We start from the raw sequence: 17748 nt of genomic DNA, 5'->3' as shown, positions 1-17748 counted from the left end.
CGTCACCAGGCTCCCAGCGCCGGCACGCGCAGCCGCTCGACCGCCAGCATCACCACGGCGGTGACGACGGCCAGCACGACCGAGGCGGCCAACGCGGTGCCGTAGCTGAGCTCGGCGGGCCGTCCGATCAGGCGGAAGATCACGATCGGCATCGTCGGGTAGTCGTCGCGGGCCAGGAACGAGGTCGCCCCGAACTCGCCGAGCGACACGGTGAACGCGAAACCGGCGGCGGCGAGCAGCGGCCGCCACAGCACCGGGAGGTCGACGGTGGCGAGGGTGCGCAGCGTGCCGGCGCCGAGCGACGCGGCCGCCTGTCGTTGGCGGTCGTCGATGCCGGCGAGGACCGGCACCAGGGTGCGCACCACCAGCGGGAGCGCCACGAGCGCCTGCGCGATCGGCACCAGCAGCGCCGAGTCGCGCAGGTCGAGGGGCGGCTCGTCGAGCGCGATCAGGAACCCGAAGCCCAGCGTCACCGCCGAGACCCCCAGCGGGAGCATGAAGAACCCGTCCAGTGAGCCGCGCAGCCGTCGCTCGGCCTTGGTGCGCGAGCGTCGGGTGACCGCGACGGCGACGAGCAGGCCGAGCAGCAGCGCCATCCAGGTGGCGTCGACCGCCGTGCGCAGCGAGTTGGCGAGCGCCTCGGTCACCGAGACGACGAGCACGTCGCCGTCGCTGCCACCGGTGCCGTTCAGGGCGCGGTAGAAGTCGAGGGTCCACTGGCCGTCGCGGCGCACCGACCCGACGACGAGGGTGACCACCGGGGTGGCGACGGCGACGAGCAGTCCCGCCGTGACCAGCAGCGGGACCGCGTCGCGACGGGTGGGTCGGCCGGGGCGGGCGACGGCGCGGGCGACCTGCGCGTCCGGCGTACGACGGGCGCGTCCGGCCACGGCGAGCAGCGCGACCACCACGACCAGCTGCAGGATCGACAGCGCGGCGGCCGCGGGGAGGTCGAGCAGCTCGACGGTGAGCAGGTAGATCTCGGTCTCGACCGAGGCGTAGCGCGACCCGCCGAGGGTGAGCACGACGCCGAACGCGGTGGCACAGAAGAGGAACACCACGCTCGCCGCCGACACGATCGCCGGGCGCAGTGCCGGCAGCGTCACGGTGCGGAAGACGGTCAGCGGTGCGGCTCCCAGCGCCGCGGCGGCCTCGGCCGGGCGGCGATCGAGACCCTCCCAGGTGGCGCCGACGGTGCGGATCACCACGGCGACGTTGAAGAAGACCAGCGCGGTGATGATGCCGGCCGGCGTGCCGTCGAGGCCGAGCCCGCCCAGCGGACCGCCCTCGCGCAGCAGCTGGCGGAAGGCGACGCCGACCACCACGGTCGGCAGCACGAACGGCACCAGCAGCAGCCCCCGCACCAGCCCCCGACCGGGGAACCGCAGCCGGTGCAGGACGTACGCCGCCGGCAGCCCCAGCGCGACGGCGGCCGCGGTCGCGACCGACGCCGTCCAGACCGTGAACCACAGCACCCGCCGGGTCCGGGGCCGGGTCAGCACCTCGGCGACGCCGCCGGGGTCGAAGGCGCCGTCGGGCCACAGGCCGCGCTCGAGCATGCCGAGCACCGGCAGCACGAAGAAGACCCCGAGGACGGCGACCGGGAGGGCCGCCAGGGCCAGGAGCGAGGCGGTCCGGCGGGTCATCCGGGCGTCCGGGTCACCGGGTGACGATCTCGTTCCAGGTCTGGAGCCAGTCGTCGCGGTTGGCGGTGACCTCCTCCGGGTCGACCGCCAGCGGCTCGGTCGGGCGCGGCGCGTGCTGGGCCCAGCTGGCCGGGACCTCAGCGCCGTCGGCCGTCGGGAACACGTACATGCTGTCCGGCAGCGCGGCCTGCACCTCCGGGCTGAGCAGCCACTCGACGACCTGCTCGGCGCCGTCGGGGTTGGCGGCGCCGGCGAGCACGCCGGCGTACTCGACCTGCAGGAAGCAGGTGTCCAGCAGCGCGCGGGTCGTGCTCGTGGCGCCGTCCTTGCTGATGGTGAACGCGGGGCTCGAGTCGTACGACGTCACGATCGGCCGGTCGCCCTTGCCGCCACCTCGGGTGAACTCGACCTGGTAGGCGTCGGTCCAGTCGCTGGCGACGGTGGTGCCGTTGGCCATCAGCTCCTCCCAGTACGACGTCCACCCGTCGCCGTACTCGGCGATGGTGGCGAGCAGGAAGGCCAGCCCGGGGCTGCTGGTCGCCGCCGACGGCGTGACGAACAGGCCCTCGTACGCCGGGTCGGTCAGGTCGTCGAGCGTCGTCGGCGGCTCGACGCCCTCGCGCTCGAACCAGGTGGTGTCGACGTTGACGCACACGTTGCCGTTGTCGACGGGCGCCAGCGCGCGTTCGTCGTCGCCCACCAGGGCGTACTGCTCCACGCCCGCGGGCCAGGTCACCTCGACCGGCGCGAACACGCCCTCGTCGAGCGCCCGGCTGGCGAAGGCGTTGTCGACCCCGAACACCACGTCGCCGGCCGGGTCGTCCTTGGTCAGCACCAGCCGGTTGGTGAGCGCCCCGGCGTCGCCGTTGCTGCGGATCTCGAGGTCGAGGCCGCTGTCGGCCTCGAACTGCGCGATCAGCTCGTCGGGCAGGCTGAACGAGCTGTGCGTGAGCAGCACGACCTCGGTCGGCGTACCCCCGCTCGCACCCCCGCCGGGCTCGTCGCCACCCCCGGTCAGGCTGCACGACGTCGTCAGCACCACCGCCGCCACCGCCACGGATGCGCGCCACGAGTACCTCATCTGGACTCCCTTCGCCGGTCTTAACCGGAGCAGGTTCGGAGGGTCTGCGGCTTCCCCGCACTCTCAGCACGTTCGCGTGCTCCCCTGTCTTCTGCGTCCACTCTAGTGACGCCCCCATCCGGTGGTGGAGGAGGCCGGCCACGGCCGTCCCGAAACCACCCCGCCGCCGGTGGTCTCGAGACGGTTGCCAGCGCACCTCCTCGACCAGCGTCGGTCGCCGCCGGTGACAACTCCCTCGACCAGCGACGGTTCGCCACGGTGGTTGAGGAGGCCGGCCACGGCCGTCTCGAAACCACCCCGCCGCCGGTGGTCTCGAGACGGTTGCCAGCGCAACCTTCTCGACGGCGACGGTTCGCCACGGTGGTTGAGGAGGCCGGCCACGGCCGTCTCGAAACCACCGTCATCCACAGGCGCGCCCACACCACTGGCGCCGGCACCCGCCGCGGTGCACCGTCACCGTCATGGCCTGGGCCTACATCCTCCGCTGCCGCGACGGGTCCTACTACGTCGGCAGCACGATCGACCTCGAACGCCGGCTCGCCCAGCACCAGGACGGCGACGGTGCGGCGTACACGCGGCACCGTCGTCCGGTGGAGCTGGTCTGGGCCGCGGAGTTCTCGTCGATCCGGGCCGCCTTCGACTTCGAGAAGCGGGTCCAGGGGTGGGGCAGGAGGAAGCGGGAGGCACTCATCGACGGGCGCACGGACCTGCTGCCGACACTCGCGAGCCGGTGCTGGGCTGCCCGCCGGGCGGTGGCGCAGGACCTGCTTCCAGGGCACTCCGACAGCCAGCCGCCGCGGCGGGAGCAGCCGGTGATGCCGTGGGACGTCGAGCACGAGCGTGCCGAGGACCCCGATGATCCGTGGACCCCGCTGGTGCCGAAGGCTGCGTCGGCTGACTCGGCTGACCCGCCGCCCCCGCCGTGCACGCGGATCCTCCCGGAGGGGTGGTCTCGAGACGGTTGCTAGCGCAACCTCCTCGACCAGCGTCGGCTCGGCGCCGGCGACAACCTCCTCGACCAGCGTCGGTTCGGCGCCGGCGCCGGCCGGCTCGACCAGCGTCGGTTCGGCGCCGGCGACAACCTCCTCGACCGGCGTCGATCGGCGGCGTGCCAGGGTGGTGGGGTGCCGAGCCCGACCGACGCGTCCCAGACGGAGGATCCCCTGCGATGAGGTGCTACGCGCTGCCGTTCACCGGACTCACCGCGACCCAGGTGTACGACGTCGCCCGGTTGCGGCAGGACGTGTTCGTGGTCGAGCAGGACTGCCCCTACCCCGACCTCGACGGACGTGACCCCGAGGACGACACGCGCCACGTGCTGCTCGAGACGACCGACGGCGACCTGGTCGGCTACGCGCGGGTGCTCGACGACGGCGACCGGTGGCGGATCGGGCGGGTGCTGCTGGCGCGGGAGGCGCGGGGGCAGGGGCGGGCCGACATCCTGATGCACACCGCGCTGGCGGTCTGCGCCGGGCGCGACGTCGTCCTCGACGCCCAGGCGCCGCTCGCGCGCTGGTACGCCGCTTTCGGGTTCGAGGTGACGGGTCCGGAGTTCATCGAGGACGGCATCCCGCACCTGCCCATGCGCAAGAGCGAGGAGCAGTCGTGACGGTCTTCGAGCTGCGCCAGTACACGCTCAAGCCCGGTCGCACCGACGACCTCGTCGACGTCTTCGACCGCGAGCTCGTGCACACCCAGGAGGAGTGCGGCATCACCGTCGTCGGTCAGTTCCTCGACCTCGACCGGCCCGACCGGTTCGTGTGGCTGCGCTCGTTCGCCGACATGCCCGCCAGGGCCGCGGCGCTGGCGGCGTTCTACGGCGGCCCGGCCTGGCGCGAGCACGGACCGACGGCTAACGACACCATGCTCGCCTGGGACGACGTCCACCTGCTTGAGCCCCTCCGCCCGTACGCCGAGGACGGGCTGCCCGAGCAGGACGCACCCCGCGGGCCACAGCACCTCTGGGTCACCGTCCACCCCGCTGGCACCCCGACCGCCGACGACGACCTCCTCGCGCTGACCACGCTGGCGGAGGAGAACACCTTCCCGATGCTGCCCGTGCGCACCGACGTGGCGGTCGTCGTCCGGGTACGCCGCGACGACGAGGCCACGGCGCTCCAGACCCTGCAGGTCATCCGCGCCGAACCCACCGCGGGGTCACGCCTGCGGGGCTGAGTACCTCACGCCGTCGGTGTCCACCGCGTGCTCGTCGGCGGCCAGCGCGCCACGGGCCACGAGCAGGTCGAGGTGGGCCTTGGTCTCCATCGCCGCCATCCCCCGGCTGAACCAGTCGAGGCCGTCGAAGGCGTGCAGGTGGCGGGTCCAGCCGAGCCGGCGCGCCACGTCGTACGCCGTCGAGCCGGCGGGGCTGTCGACCGCGGCGAGGCTGTCGGCCAGGCGCGTCTCGTGGTGGGCGAGCAGCTCGTCGACCCGGGCGTGGGTCGACGGCGCGACCGGGCCGTGGGCCGGCAGCACCCGCAGGTCTGGGAGCGCGCGGACCTTGGTGAGCGACGCCATGAAGTCGCCGAGCGGCTGTGCCGTCGGGGGCACCGTGAAGCCGATCGACGGGGTGATCGTGGGCAGCACGTGGTCGCCGGCGAAGAGCAGCGCGTCGGCGCGGTCGGCGAAGACGAAGTGGCCGGGGGTGTGGCCGGGGGTGTGCACGGCGTCGAGGGTGCGGGCGCCGACAGCGATCTCGTGGTCGCCGTCGAGCCAGGAGGTGGGGAACTGCCACAGCGCGCGCTGGTCCTCGTCGGCGTCCTGCAGCCGCTCCCACTCCTCGGCGATGACGCCCGCCCCGGCCGAGCGGAGCACCGCGTGGAAGGGGTTCTCGGTGAGGTCCTCGGTGTTGTTGAGCAGGTCGAGGGCCGGCTTGTCACCGAGCCCGAGAGCGACGTCGATGCCGAGCTCGCGGCCGAGCACCGTGGCCATCGTGAAGTGGTCGCGGTGCACGTGGGTCACCAGGAACCGCTTGATGTCGCCGAAGCCCGACCCGATGCCGCGCAGGCTCTTGTCGAGCAGGTCGCGGGCGACGGGGATGTGCCACCCGCCGTCGACCAGGGTCAGGCCGTCGTCGTGAGCGATCGTGTAGACGTTGACCGCCCGGAGCCCGTCCATCGGCAGCGGCAGCGGGATGCGGTGGATCCCGGGCGCGACCTCCCAGGCACCCTCGGCCGCCCAGTGCTCGCCGGAGTCGGGCGAGACGGCACGCGCGGTGGGGGTTCCGGGGTCGTGGGCCACCCGCCGGAACCTACGCCGTCAGGTCGGGACCGCTGGCATCAGGACCAGACACGTCAGGGAACCCCAGGTCGAGGGTCGGCTGCTGGATGCCGCCGTCGACCTCGATCATCTTGCCGGTGACGTACTGCCCGGCCCGGCTCGACAGGTAGAGCACGCCCGCCGCGATGTCCTCCGGCTCGCCGACCCGGCCGAGCGGCGTCCCGCCCTCGAGCTGACCCATCAGCGCCGGGTCGCCGGCGACGTACTCGAGCGCGCTGGTCATGATCGACCCGACGTAGACGCCGTTGACGCGGATGCGCGGGGCGAGGTCCTGCGCGGCCATCCTGGTCCAGTGGGCCAGCGCGGCCTTGGCGGTGCCGTAGGCCACGAAGCCGCGGTCGGCGGTGCGCCCCATCATCGAGCTGATCGTGACGACCGACTTCTGGGAGCCGTCGTCGTCGCGCAGCATCAGCGGCACCGCGGCGCGGGTCAGTGCGTGAGCAGTGCTCACGTTGAACGAGAACGACTCCTCGAGGAAGCGGGTGCTGGTGCGCAGGAACTCCTTGGGGAAGGTGCCCCCGACGTTGTTGACGACCACGTCGACCCGGCCGAGCTCGTCGTACGCCGTCTGCGCGAGGCCGGCGACGGCGTCGAGGTCGCTGAGGTCGGCGGCGACGGTGACGCACCGCCGTCCGGTGGCGCGCACCTGCGCCGCGACCTCGTCGAGCTGCGCCTCGGTGCGCGCGGAGATGAGGACGTCGGCGCCGGCCTCGGCGAGCGCGACGGCGGTCGCGGCGCCGAGACCTCGCCCGGCGCCGGTGACGATCGCGACGTGGTCGGGGATCGCGAACCGGTCGAGGATGCTCACCTGCGGCTCCCGGTCACCAGTCCGCGCCCGGTGACGAGCGGGAGGTCGAGGGCGCGCACGATGCCCGGGTCGGCGGCGACGACGGCGGGCAGGGCGTTGACGAGGCGCTGGGCGGTGGTGATCATCCCGCTGACGTTGTGGTCGCCGCGCTCGCCGTGGTGGGTGAAGTCGACGTTCATCATCGGCTCGCCGGTGATCCGGACCCGGTAGCAGCCGTCGGTGCCGGCGGGCGGCTGCTCCCAGTCGGGGTGTTCGCTCGCGTCGGTGCGGGTGACGTGCTCGAGGACGACGCGCGGCACGCCGTCGACCGTGCCGACCAGCTGGAACCGGACCGCGCCCATGGTGCCGGCGGCGATGTCGCCGGAGACCGACGCGGTGTCGCGGGCAGCGGGGCGGCGCTCGACGTCCTCGGTGAGCGGCTCGTCGAGGGTGATGTCGAGGCCGGCGGCGATCTGGCGGACGACGCTGCCCCAGGCCATGCTCAGGATCCCGGGGTGCCACAGCATCCCGACCTCGTCCATCGGCCGGCCGAAGCCGAACATGTCGCCCATCACCACCGGCTGGTAGTAGGTGGAGTAGTCGCAGATCTCCATCACCCGGACCTCGTCGATCCGCTGGCTCAGGCTGGTCATCACCAGCGGGAGCACGTCGTTGGCGAACCCGGGGTCGATGCCGTTGACGTGCATCGACGCGCCACCCCGGGCGCAGGCGTCCTCGATGCGGGCGAGCATGTCCGGCGGCAGGATCTGCTCGGGCCACTGCAGCAGCACCGGTCCGCTCGAGACGACGTCGATGCCGGCCTCGACGAACGAGACCAGGTCGTCGATGCACTCGAAGACGCGGTCGTCGGCCATCGCGGTGTGCACGATCGCGTCGGGGGCCAGCGCGATCAGCTCGTCGCGGTCGGTGGTGGCGGCGATGCCGAGCTCGCGGCCGAGCCCGGCCAGCTCGCCGGCGTCCTTGCCGTGCTTGGCGGGGTTGCTCACCCACACCCCGACCAGCTCGAGGTCGGGGTGGGCGTCGATGCCGGCGATCGCGTGCCGGCCGATGGTGCCGGTGGACCAGACGACGACGCGCAGGGGCTTCTCGGGGACGACCTGGGGCATGGGTCGCAGGGTAGAACACGTTCTAGTTCCGCGCCAGGGTCGGGCGGGGCGGCGCCAGTAACTCACCGTTCGGTGCACCTACCCGCCCGCATTCGGGCGGGTAAGTCGTCCGGACGGTGAGTTACATGCCACCGGCGGGCCCACCCACCCCACCCCGGACCTCAGCCGGCAGTGACGATCGGGCACCGCGTCCCGGAGTAGATGGTCGGCATGCAGCGGTTGCAGTGGATGCACGCGCCGACGGACGTCGTCCCGGCGGCGAGGCGGTTGACGAGGTCGGGCTCGCGCAGCACCGCACGGCCCATGGCGACGAAGTCGAAGCCGTCGGCCATCGCCTGGTCCATGGTGTCGCGACGGTTGATGCCGCCGAGCAGCATCAGCGGCGTCGCCAGGGCCGAGCGGAAGCGGAGCGCCTTCTCGCGGAAGTAGGCCTCCTCGAAGTCGTAGTGCTTGAGGAACGAGCGACCCATCGGCGTCCGCATCCCCCACCGCACCAGCGGCGGCATCGACGCCGCGAACTCCCGGAGCGGTACGTCGCCGCGGAAGAGGTACATCGGGTTCATCAGCGACGACCCGCCCGAGAGCTGGAGGGCGTCGAGGTGCCCGTCGGCCTCGAGCAGCAGCGCCACCTCGAGCCCGGTGTCGGTGGTGACCCCGCCCCGGAACCCGTCGCCGAGGGAGACCTTGGCGGTCACGGCGCACTCGTCGCCGACCTCCTCGCGCACGGCGCGGGCGACCTGCCGCGCCAGCCGGGCGCGGTTGACCAGCGAGCCGCCCCAGCGGTCGCGGCGCCGGTTCAGCCCGGGGGCGAGGAAGGAGGAGATCAGGTAGGAGTGCGCCATGTGCAGCTCGAGGACGTCGAAGCCGGCGTCGACGAGCGTGCGGGCGGTGGCGACGTACGCGCGGGTGATCCGGGTGAGGTCGCGCTCGGAGGCCGACCCGACCACCTGCATCGACAGCGGGCTCGGCATCCGGCTCGCCGACAGCGCCCGGACGCCGTTGGAGCGGCCGTTGGCGACCGGTCCGGCGTGCCCCACCTGGCCGGCGACCGCGGCCCCGGTCTCGTGGATCGCGGCGGTCAGGCGCGCCAGGCCCGCGGCGGTGTCGGGTCCGACCACCACCTGCTCGCGGTGGGTCCGGCCCTCGGGCGCGACCGCGAGGTAGGCGACGGTGGTCAGCCCGATGCCGCCGCGGGCGACGGCGAGGTGGTAGTCGATGAGCGCGTCGGTGACCCGGCCGTGCGGCGCGCGTCCCTCGAACGTCGCGGCCTTGACCGTGCGGTTGCGCAGGGTCACCGGCCCCAGGGCGGCGGGGGCGAGGACGTCGGGCACGGGCACCGCAGAACTGTAACGCGTTCTACTTCTCCTAGGATCGACGTCGTGGACCTGGTCGAGCGGCTGCGGGCAGCCGGGTGCGTGTACGCCGAGGACGAGGCCGCCCTCCTCACCGAGGCGGCGGCCGGCGACCCCGCCGGTCTCGAGGCGCTGGTCGTCCAGCGGGTCGCCGGGCGTCCGCTCGAGCACCTCCTCGGCTGGGCCGGCTTCGACGGGCTGCGGGTCGCGGTCACCGACGGCGTGTTCGTGCCGCGGCAGCGGACCCTGCTGCTGGTCGACCTCGCCGACCGGCTCGCGCCGCCCGACGGCACGGTCGTCGACCTGTGCTGCGGCACCGGTGCGCTGCTGGCCGCGCTCGCCGTACGACGTCCCGACCTCGACGGGTACGCCGCCGACCTCGACCCGACTGCGGTCGCCTGCGCCCGGACCAACCTGCCGCCCGACCGGGTGCACGAGGGCGACCTGTTCGACGCCCTCCCCGACGACCTGCGGGGGCGGATCGACGTGCTGATGGTCAACGCGCCGTACGTGCCGACCGGCGAGCTCGACCAGATGCCGTCCGAGGCGCGTGACCACGAGCACCGGGTCTCCCTCGACGGCGGCGGGGACGGGCTCGACGTCCACCGACGGGTCGCCGTCGGCGCGGGCTCGTGGCTGGCCCGCGGCGGCTTGCTCGTCGTGGAGGTCGCCCCGCCACAGGTGCCGGCGACGCTCGACCTGATGTCGGCGGCCGGGCTGCAGCCGGCCGTGGCGGAGGATCCCGAGCGCGACGCGACCGCGGTGATCGGCCGGGCGCGCGGCGCCCGCGGTTAGGCTGGCGGCCGGTCATGGGGCCCTCCGAGCGTCGGCGCCCGCCCGCACGACCGGGGAGGACGCCATGAGCACCGTGCCGCCGCGGTGTCCGACTCGCCCCGGCAGGGTCGCGCTCGCGCTGGCCGCCGCGGCCGTCCTGGTCGCCTCGTGCGGGGGCGACCCCGAGGGTGGCCGGCTCGGCGCCGGCTCCGCCGAGCCGCTCGCGCAGCCCACCTGGGTCGACGGCGCAGCCACCGCGTCCACCGGCGCGCTCGTGCAGGGCCGGGTCGAGCTCGCCCCCGGCACCGAGCTCGTCGCCGTCGCACTGCGCCACGGCTACCCGGTGGCCATCCCGCGACCCTGCGCCACGAGCAGCGTCCGCACCAGGAGCTCCTACCTCGAGGGCCGCACCCTGGTGTGCGCGCTCCGCCGCGACGTCGAGGCGCTGTCGTTCACCGCGGTCGTCGACGGCATCGCCGGCACCCGCGTCGGCGGCGACGTCGTCGTCCGGGTGGGCGACGACGTCCAGCAGGCCGCGCTGCCCGAGCGCGACGTCGTCGGCGGCGCCCCGCTCGAGCCCGACCTGCGCCTGGTCTCCAGCCCCGACTTCCTCAACGCCGACGTCGGCGACCTCGGCGGCGGCCCAGCCCGGTGGGACCCGCAGCGCTCGGCCAACGGCACCAGCCCGGCGTACGAGGACGCGCTGGCCGGCGTCCTCGACGACTGGGCCGCCCTCGACCCGGCCGCGGTCCTGGTGGCGGGCGACCTGGTCAACGGGCGCTGGGGGTTCGACGACCAGGGCACCGGCACCTTCGGCCGCGTCGGCACCCTGGCCGAGCGGAAGGCCGCGCTGCGCCGGGCGGCACGCACCTACTACCCGCAGTGGCAGCAGCGCTTCGACGACCGCGGGCTCGTGGTCATCCCGAGCGTCGGCGACCACGAGTTCGGCGACAACCCGTTCACCCCCGTCAAGCGGCTGCTCGCCCCGACCGCGCGCCGCGAGTTCGCGCGGGCCTTCACCAGCAGGCCCGACGGCAGCCCCCGCTTCGCCGACCGCCCGCGCGGCCCGGCCCGTCGTACGGCGTTCGCGGGCCGCCCCACGCCCGACCTGCAGATCGTCTCGCTCGACGTCTTCGACCTCACCCGCGAGCGCGCCCGCATCCGCGTCGACCGCCAGCAGATGCGGTGGCTCAAGGGCGTCCTGGCCCGTGCCCAGCGCGACCGCGTGAGGTGGATCGTCGTCGAGGGCCACGTACCGATCGCCGCCCCGGTGCGCAGCCGCGCCTCCAGCGCGCTGCACTACGAGGGCGGCACGAGGTCCCAGCTCTGGCGGGTCCTCGAGAACCACGGCGTCGACCTCTACCTCAGCGGCGAGGTCCACGACACCCAGCTCGTCGAGCGGGACGGCATCATCCAGGTCAGCCACGGCGGCGCCTTCCAGTACGGCCTGACCACGGCCCTGGTCCTCGACTTCTACGGCGATCGCCTCCACCTCACCCTCCGCGACTACGACGTCCGCACCGACGACGCCGGCGGCCGGCTGTGGGAGACCCGGCGCAAGGGCCTGCCGGCCGACATCACCACCGCCCACGGCCCCGTCGTGATCGGCACGGCCAGCGTCGGCCGCCGCGGTCTCGTCGGCGCGAGCGGGATCCTGACGCCGCTCCGTCGCTGACGGCGGTCGAGCCGCGGGTTGTTCCCGGGCGGGCCTCGTGCGTGTCAGCAGCTCCACGTTCGTCGTCCCGTGGTGGGTGGGCGGTCGAGAGGGAGCGGCTGCCCTGGTCGGGAGTGGCTGAGTCCGTGACTGCCGTTACCGCGCGATCGAACGGGAACGACAGTTCTGACGCCATGGAATCTGTCATTGCCGTTCGATCGAACGGGAACGACACTTCCGGCCCCGCACAACCTGCCGTTACCGCGCGATCGAACGAGAACGACACGTCCGGCGCCGCACAACCTGCCATTGCCGCGCGATCGAACGGGAACGACACATCCGCCCCCGCACAAACATTCACCCTGTACGCAACTAGCCCACCGGGCTTACCCTCGACCCATGCGCGTCCCGCCGTACAAGTCCGTCGACCGCAGCGCCGGGCTCGACCCGGAGGCCGACTGCGTCGAGATCGTGCGGGCGCTCGCCACCCTCGACTTCCCCTGGGACATCACCCAGGCGCTGAGCTTCGCGCTCTTCCGCACCTACGCGGTGCCGAGCATCGGGCGCCTGCTCGACGAGACCGGGCAGTTCACCACCGCCTGCCAGCAGCGGTACGACGACACCGCACTGCTCCTCGAGGCGCCGCTGGTGCACGGGTTCGACAGCCCGGAGGGGCGGGCGGGGGTGCGCCGGATCAACCAGATGCACGCGATGTACGACATCAGCAACGACGACCTCCGCTACGTGCTGGCCACCTTCGTCGTGGTGCCCAAGCGGTGGCTCGACGACTTCGGCTGGCGGCCGCTGACCGACGGCGAGGTGGCGGCGTCGGTGCACTACTACCGCGCGCTCGGACGCCGGATGGCGATCAAGGACCTGCCCGGCACCTACGAGCAGTTCGCCGACCTGATGGACGACCACGAGCGCGCGCACTTCGCCCACGACGACGGCGGACGCCGGGTGGCTGACGCGACCCTGGAGCTGATGGTCTCGTTCTACCCCCGCCTCGCGGGGCCCGGCGTACGACTGTTCAGCCGGGCCCTGATGGACGACCCGCTCCTGCAGGCGTTCGCGTACGACGCCCCGGCACCGCTGGTGCGGCGCCTCTCGGCCGGCGCCCTGCGCGCCCGGGGGCGGCTGGTCGCGCTGCTGCCGCCGCGGCGGACGGCACGGTTGGCCATCGACACCCCGCGGATCCGCAGCTACGCCGCCTCGCCCGCCCCGGACACGCTGGGCACCTTCGCCCCCGGCTGCCCGGTCGGTCCCGGTCTGGCGCGCGCCACGGAGCCCAGCACCGCCTGACCCGGAGCCCTCACGGGTGGCGGGCGATCACCGCGTCCCAGGCGTCGTTGAGCGCCTGCAGACCCTCGATCAGGCTCGCCGCCCGCTCGGCACCCATCTCGTCGAGCGCCGCCCGGATCGCCCCGGCGCGGATCAGGGCGTCGTGGTGGTAGGCCTCCGCGCCGGCCTCGGTCGGACGGTGCAGGTGGCCGGCGGCCCCGGCCGCGTCGAGGCGCTCGAGCCAGCCGGCGGCCATCGCCGCCCGGACCTGCCGGTTGGCCGTCGACTGCTCGAGGTCGAGGTCGCCCGCCAGCTGGCGCAGGGTGCGCGGCTCGCCGTCGTCGAGGAGCCAGAGCAACCGGAAGGCCGAGTTCTCCAGCATGACGCCGTCGTAGACGTGCCGGCGACGGCGCTGCAGCCGGAGCAGCTCGTGGCCCAATGCGGTGACGTCGGCGAGGTCGGCGTCGGCAGCGGTGTCCATGGTCCCCCGATGGTGCCAGATCCGGATCCGATGTGTACCGTACACATCCGTGTCCACCCCGCACTCCCGCGCGCTCCTGACCGTCATCACGCTCTGCTTCGGCGGCCTCAGCGCCTCGCTCACCCAGACCCTGGTCATCCCGATCCAGGGCGACCTGCCCGCGCTGCTGAGCACGTCGCCGTCCAACGCGGGGTGGGTCGTGACCATCACGCTGCTGGCGGCCGCCGTCACCATGCCGATCAGCGGCCGGCTCGGCGACCTGTTCGGCAAGCCCGTCGTGCTGATCTCCAGCGCCGGGATCCTCGCGGTGGGCTCGGTCGTCTGCGCGCTGTCGAGCACCCTCGAGCCGATGCTGGTCGGCCGCGCCCTGCAGGGCCTGGCGATGGGCTTCATCCCGGTCGCGATCGCGCTCGTCCGCGAGGTCGTCCCGCCCGAGATGGCCAACACCGCCATCGCCGCCATGAGCGCCACCCTCGGCGTCGGCGGCGCCATCGGCCTGCCGCTGTCGGCCTGGATCGTGCAGACCTTCGACATGCACGCCCTGTTCTGGATGTCGACCGCCTTCGCCGTCGTGCTCATGGTCGGGCTGGTCACCGTCGTGCCGCGGGTCAAGGACGCCGTCGGCGGTCGGATCGACGTCGTCGGCGCGGTCGGCCTGGCCGTGGGCCTGGTCGGCGTCCTGCTCGGCGTCTCGAAGGGACGCGAGTGGGGCTGGCTCGACGGCCGCACGCTCGCCTCGATCACGATCGGCGTCGTCGCCCTCCTCGCCTGGGCCGTCTTCGAGCTCGGCCAGGACGAGCCGCTGGTCGACCTGCGCGCCACGTCGCGGCGGCCGGTGCTGCTCACCAACATCGCGGCCGTCGCCATCGGCTTCGGGATGATGGCGCAGGCCATCGTCGTGCCGCAGCTCCTCCAGCTGCCCACCTCCACCGGCTACGGCCTCGGCCAGACCATCCTCGAGGCCGGCCTGTGGATGGCTCCCGGCGGCCTGATGATGCTGTTCTTCGCGCCGGTCTCGAGCCGGTTGATGACGACGTACGGCGCCAGGCTGACCCTCATGGTCGGCGGCTCGGTGCTCGGCTGCGGCTACCTGGTGGCCTTCTGGCTGATGGACGCCCCCTGGCAGCTGCTGGTCGCCTCGGTGGTCGCCAGCGCCGGCGTCGGCATCGGGTACGCCGCCATGCCCGCGTTGATCATGGCCTCCACCCCGCCGGCCGAGGCCGGGTCGGCGCTGGGCGTCAACGCCCTGATGCGCTCGGTCGGCACCACCGTCGCCTCGGCCGTGATGGCCACCGTCCTCGCCGGATCCACCGGTCGCGGCGGCTACGAGCTGTGCTTCCTGATCGGCGCCGTCGCGGCGTTCGTCGGGGTCGCGATCACCGCCTTCGTCCCGAGCGTGCACCAGCGCCCCGCCGGGCGGGGCTCCCGCCGCGCCGACCTCGCCGACGCCTGAGCGCGTGGTCTCGAGACAGGCACTAGCGCGCCTTCCTCGACCACCGTCGGTGACCGGCCCGTCGTACGACGTGGACTGACGCTGGTCGAGCCCGGGTCGAGACCCGGCGAGGCGCGCACCCTGCGGGGGTCTCGACTCGCGGAGACTTCGTCCCCGCGGCTCGACCACCGTCGTGATCGGCCGCCGTACGACGCCCCGGCTGAGGTGGTCTCGAGACGGTTGCCAGCGCAACCTCCTCGACCACCGTCGGCGGTCAGCGGCGGCGGAGACCGGCCAGGGCGGGGCGCACGTCGGCGAGGTAGACCAGCGCGGCGATGAACAGCACCAGGCCGACGAGCGGCAGCGAGATCAGCACGAACTGCAGCACGACGCCGAGCCCGAGGATCGTGCACCAGGTGGTCTTGGTGAGCTTGCCCGCGGCGTCGTAGGCCTCGGCGGAGTAGAGCAGCGAGTTGACGAACGCGAAGATCGACACCGTCATGACGGCGAGCAGGATGAGGAGCCGGACGGTCACCTCGATCTCGAAGATGTTCATGGCGGCCACAGACTAGACGACGAAGCGCCCGGGCCCCCGCAGCTCATACCTGCGGGGGCCCGGGCGCTGCCGGGGAGTGGTCAGGCCTTCTTCGCGGCGGTCTTGCGGGCCGGGGCCTTCTTGGCGGTGGCAGCCTTGGCGGTGGTGCTCCGCGCGGTGGTGGCCTTCTTCGCGGCCGGGGCCTTGCGGGTGATCGGCTTGACGGGCGTCGCCTTGGCGACGGCCGGCTTGCGGGTGCCCTGCTTGGCCGCGGGGTTGGTCGTGTTGACCTTGACCTCGACGGTGGCGGTCGACGGCAGCTTGGTGCCGCGGACGACGGCCTCGCCGCGCTTGGCCAGGTCGGCGTAGGTGGTGGTCACGGTGCCGACGTAGTCGAGGGCGACGGTCTGGCTCCGGGTCGGCAGGGCGAGGGCCTCGGCCTGGAGGTCGGCGACGCGGTTCTCGACGGCGGCACGGCGGGCCCGGGCCTGCTCGAGCGCCTGGTCGCGCAGCTTGGCGGCGTCGAAGTCGCTGACGGTGCGCTGCGCGCCGGTCAGCTTCTTCTGCACGTCGGCGACGTACTCCTTGACGGCGGTGACGGCGAGGTCACCGGCGCCGACGCCGGCGTAGAGGGGCGTGCGCGCGACGGAGGGGATGTCGAGGGACTTGAAGTCGATCTTGGTCTTGGCCATGGATCAGCTCTCCTGGGTGGTGAGGTCCGCCGCCGGAGTCTCCGGGGCGGGCGTGCTGGGCTCGACGTCCTCGGTCCGCTCCGACGCGTTGAGCGCCAGGAACGAGGAGTAGACGTCGAGGAGTGACTGCTTCTGCCGTTCGGTGAGCCCGTCGTCGCCGAGGACGGCGATCTCGACCGTGCCGCCGGCTCCGGGCTCGGGGCTGACGATGCCCGCGCGGACGTAGAGCTGCTCCGCGGAGATCCTCAGCGCCTTGGCGATCTGCTGCAGCACGTCGGCCGAGGGCTTGCGCAGACCTCGCTCGATCTGGCTCAGGTAGGGGTTGGACACGCCGGCCTGCGCGGCGAGCTGCCTCAGCGAGAGCCGCGACGCGAGCCGCTGCTCCTTGAGGTAGTCGCCGAGTGACTCGACGGTCTGTCCCACCATGCCCTTGCCCATGACCCCACTGTGCTAGCTGCTGCTAGCAAAATGCAAACTCAGCAAGCGTGGCCTTGTTCACAGTGCTCCCGCGCGGGGACGAAGTCTCCGCGAGTCGAGACCTCCGCAGGGTGCCTACCCTCGCCGGGACTCGACTCGGGCTCGCTGGCGCTCGCCCGGCTCGACCAGCGTGGGTACCCACCGAGGGTCGGCGTCGTGCGGAGGTCAGATCACCGCGCGGATCTCGCCGACCGGCACGCCGCCGCCGAGCAGCGGCAGCACGCCGGTGGCGTCGACGGCCGGGTCGTGGATGCCCGAGCGGCGCAGTGCGGCGGCCATCAGCACCGGCCGCACCCGCGGCGCCCCGTCGTCGGTCTTGAGGGCGACGGCGCGGCCGTCGGGCAGGGCGACGGCGTAGCACGACTCGGCGCCGGCCTTGCCGATCGCGCCGGGCAGGGCCGTCAGCAGCGCGAGCTCGTCGCGCGTCGTCCCCGAGACGTACGCCGGGAACGACCGGATCGCCTCGGCCACCCGGCGCTCGGCCGAGTCGCCCGCCGGCGCCACCGCGAGCGCGCGGAAGGCCCGGGCCAGCCCGACCAGCGACGCCGACAGCAGCGGGGCGCCGCACCCGTCGACGGCGACGGCGGCCACCGGCTCGCCGGTGAGCTCGGCGAACGTGTCGGCGACGGCGACCTGGAGAGGGTGGTCGGGGGCAAGGTAGGTCGCGGTGTCCCAGCCGCGCAGCACGCAGGTGGCGAGCATCGCCGCGTGCTTGCCGGAGCAGTTCATCGAGATGCGGTCGCGCACCCGTCCGGCCCGGATCGCCGCCTCGCGGGCGGTGTCGTCGAGCGGCCAGTCGGGCGGGGTCTGCAGGGCCGCCTCGTCGAGCCCGGCGGAGGCCAGGATCCGGCGCACGCCGTCGAGGTGGAAGTCCTCGCCGGAGTGCGAGGCGCTGGCCAGGGCGAGCAGGTCGGGGGGCAGGTCGAGGCCGAGGCGCACCATCGCCAGCGCCTGCAGCGGCTTGTTGCACGAGCGCGGCAGCATGGGCACGTCGACGGCGCCCACCGACCACGCCACCGAGCCGTCGGCCGCCAGCGCGACGACCGACCCGCGGTGGTGGCCCTCCACGAAACCGGAGCGGACGATCTCGGCGACGATCTCGGGTTGAGCCATGAAGTCAGGTTATCGACCCGAGTTTGGCAGGATGACC

Annotated in this window: 18 protein-coding genes and 1 riboswitch; of the genes, 7 read left to right on the top strand and 11 right to left on the bottom strand. The window is 73.4% G+C overall.

What is annotated here, in order from left to right:
• Positions 1-2: 2 nt before the first annotated feature.
• Complete coding sequence (locus AC4MBH_RS08445; protein ID WP_491794335.1) at positions 3-1646, bottom strand: ABC transporter permease; 1644 nt, start codon at positions 1644-1646, stop codon at positions 3-5.
• Between the two features lie 13 nt (positions 1647-1659).
• Positions 1660-2727 carry a thiamine ABC transporter substrate-binding protein gene (locus AC4MBH_RS08440; protein ID WP_491794333.1) on the bottom strand — a complete coding sequence of 356 codons (1068 nt, stop codon included), beginning with the start codon at positions 2725-2727 and terminating at the stop codon, positions 1660-1662.
• Positions 2717-2823, bottom strand: a riboswitch (TPP riboswitch). It overlaps the preceding gene by 11 nt.
• A gap of 365 nt (positions 2824-3188) precedes the next feature.
• Here AC4MBH_RS08440 and AC4MBH_RS08435 point away from each other — a divergent pair.
• The 3 genes from AC4MBH_RS08435 (at position 3189) to AC4MBH_RS08425 (ending at position 4902) form a co-directional block, all read left to right on the top strand.
• Positions 3189-3695, top strand: a complete 507-nt coding sequence (locus AC4MBH_RS08435) for a GIY-YIG nuclease family protein (RefSeq protein WP_491794331.1) — start codon at positions 3189-3191, stop codon at positions 3693-3695.
• Between the two features lie 200 nt (positions 3696-3895).
• Positions 3896-4336: a GNAT family N-acetyltransferase gene (locus AC4MBH_RS08430; protein WP_491794329.1), complete on the top strand. Its 441-nt coding sequence runs from the start codon at positions 3896-3898 to the stop codon at positions 4334-4336.
• Positions 4333-4902 (top strand): NIPSNAP family protein, encoded by a 570-nt coding sequence (locus AC4MBH_RS08425; RefSeq protein WP_491794327.1) that lies wholly within the window; start codon positions 4333-4335, stop codon positions 4900-4902. Before AC4MBH_RS08430 ends, AC4MBH_RS08425 begins: the two co-directional genes overlap by 4 nt.
• Here AC4MBH_RS08425 and AC4MBH_RS08420 read toward each other — a convergent pair.
• The 4 genes from AC4MBH_RS08420 to AC4MBH_RS08405 form a co-directional block, all read right to left on the bottom strand.
• Positions 4885-5967, bottom strand: a complete 1083-nt coding sequence (locus AC4MBH_RS08420; RefSeq protein ID WP_491794325.1) for an MBL fold metallo-hydrolase — start codon at positions 5965-5967, stop codon at positions 4885-4887. The genes AC4MBH_RS08425 and AC4MBH_RS08420 overlap by 18 nt on opposite strands.
• 10 nt (positions 5968-5977) lie before the next feature.
• Positions 5978-6814 (bottom strand): SDR family oxidoreductase, encoded by an 837-nt coding sequence (locus AC4MBH_RS08415; RefSeq protein WP_491794323.1) that lies wholly within the window; start codon positions 6812-6814, stop codon positions 5978-5980.
• Complete coding sequence (locus AC4MBH_RS08410; protein ID WP_491794322.1) at positions 6811-7920, bottom strand: NAD(P)H-dependent amine dehydrogenase family protein; 1110 nt, start codon at positions 7918-7920, stop codon at positions 6811-6813. The genes AC4MBH_RS08415 and AC4MBH_RS08410 overlap by 4 nt, the downstream gene beginning before the upstream one ends.
• A 161-nt stretch (positions 7921-8081) precedes the next feature.
• Positions 8082-9257, bottom strand: coding sequence for an oxidoreductase (locus tag AC4MBH_RS08405; protein ID WP_491794320.1), 1176 nt, complete (start codon positions 9255-9257; stop codon positions 8082-8084).
• A gap of 42 nt (positions 9258-9299) precedes the next feature.
• On the opposite strand from AC4MBH_RS08405, the gene AC4MBH_RS08400 reads away from it, so the two are divergent.
• From AC4MBH_RS08400 to AC4MBH_RS08390, 3 genes are all read left to right on the top strand, one after another.
• Positions 9300-10067, top strand: a complete 768-nt coding sequence (locus tag AC4MBH_RS08400) for a putative protein N(5)-glutamine methyltransferase (protein ID WP_491794319.1) — start codon at positions 9300-9302, stop codon at positions 10065-10067.
• 64 nt (positions 10068-10131) lie between these two features.
• Positions 10132-11721, top strand: coding sequence for a metallophosphoesterase family protein (locus tag AC4MBH_RS08395; RefSeq protein ID WP_491794317.1), 1590 nt, complete (start codon positions 10132-10134; stop codon positions 11719-11721).
• 378 nt (positions 11722-12099) lie between these two features.
• A complete protein-coding gene (locus AC4MBH_RS08390; protein WP_491794315.1) occupies positions 12100-13002 on the top strand; it encodes an oxygenase MpaB family protein in 903 nt (300 codons plus the stop codon).
• Between the two features lie 10 nt (positions 13003-13012).
• Here AC4MBH_RS08390 and AC4MBH_RS08385 read toward each other — a convergent pair whose 3' ends face one another.
• Complete coding sequence (locus AC4MBH_RS08385; protein ID WP_491794313.1) at positions 13013-13462, bottom strand: hypothetical protein; 450 nt, start codon at positions 13460-13462, stop codon at positions 13013-13015.
• Positions 13463-13511: 49 nt separating this feature from the next.
• On the opposite strand from AC4MBH_RS08385, the gene AC4MBH_RS08380 reads away from it, so the two are divergent.
• Positions 13512-14915, top strand: coding sequence for an MFS transporter (locus AC4MBH_RS08380; protein WP_491794312.1), 1404 nt, complete (start codon positions 13512-13514; stop codon positions 14913-14915).
• Between the two features lie 253 nt (positions 14916-15168).
• Here AC4MBH_RS08380 and AC4MBH_RS08375 read toward each other — a convergent pair whose 3' ends face one another.
• From AC4MBH_RS08375 to AC4MBH_RS08360, 4 genes are all read right to left on the bottom strand, one after another.
• Positions 15169-15450 (bottom strand): DUF2516 family protein, encoded by a 282-nt coding sequence (locus AC4MBH_RS08375; RefSeq protein ID WP_491794310.1) that lies wholly within the window; start codon positions 15448-15450, stop codon positions 15169-15171.
• An 80-nt stretch (positions 15451-15530) separates the two neighbouring features.
• Complete coding sequence (locus AC4MBH_RS08370) at positions 15531-16121, bottom strand: hypothetical protein (RefSeq protein ID WP_491794309.1); 591 nt, start codon at positions 16119-16121, stop codon at positions 15531-15533.
• Between the two features lie 3 nt (positions 16122-16124).
• Entirely contained in the window at positions 16125-16559 is a 435-nt protein-coding gene (locus AC4MBH_RS08365) for a helix-turn-helix domain-containing protein (protein ID WP_491794307.1), read from the bottom strand.
• A gap of 204 nt (positions 16560-16763) precedes the next feature.
• On the bottom strand, positions 16764-17711 hold the full coding sequence (locus tag AC4MBH_RS08360; protein ID WP_491794305.1) for an asparaginase: 948 nt from the start codon (positions 17709-17711) through the stop codon (positions 16764-16766).
• Positions 17712-17748: the final 37 nt, after the last annotated feature.

The organism is Nocardioides sp. WJ219, assembly GCF_058559815.1.
The sequence above is the reverse complement of the archived record's forward strand: the minus strand, read 5'-3'. Positions and strand labels throughout refer to the sequence as shown.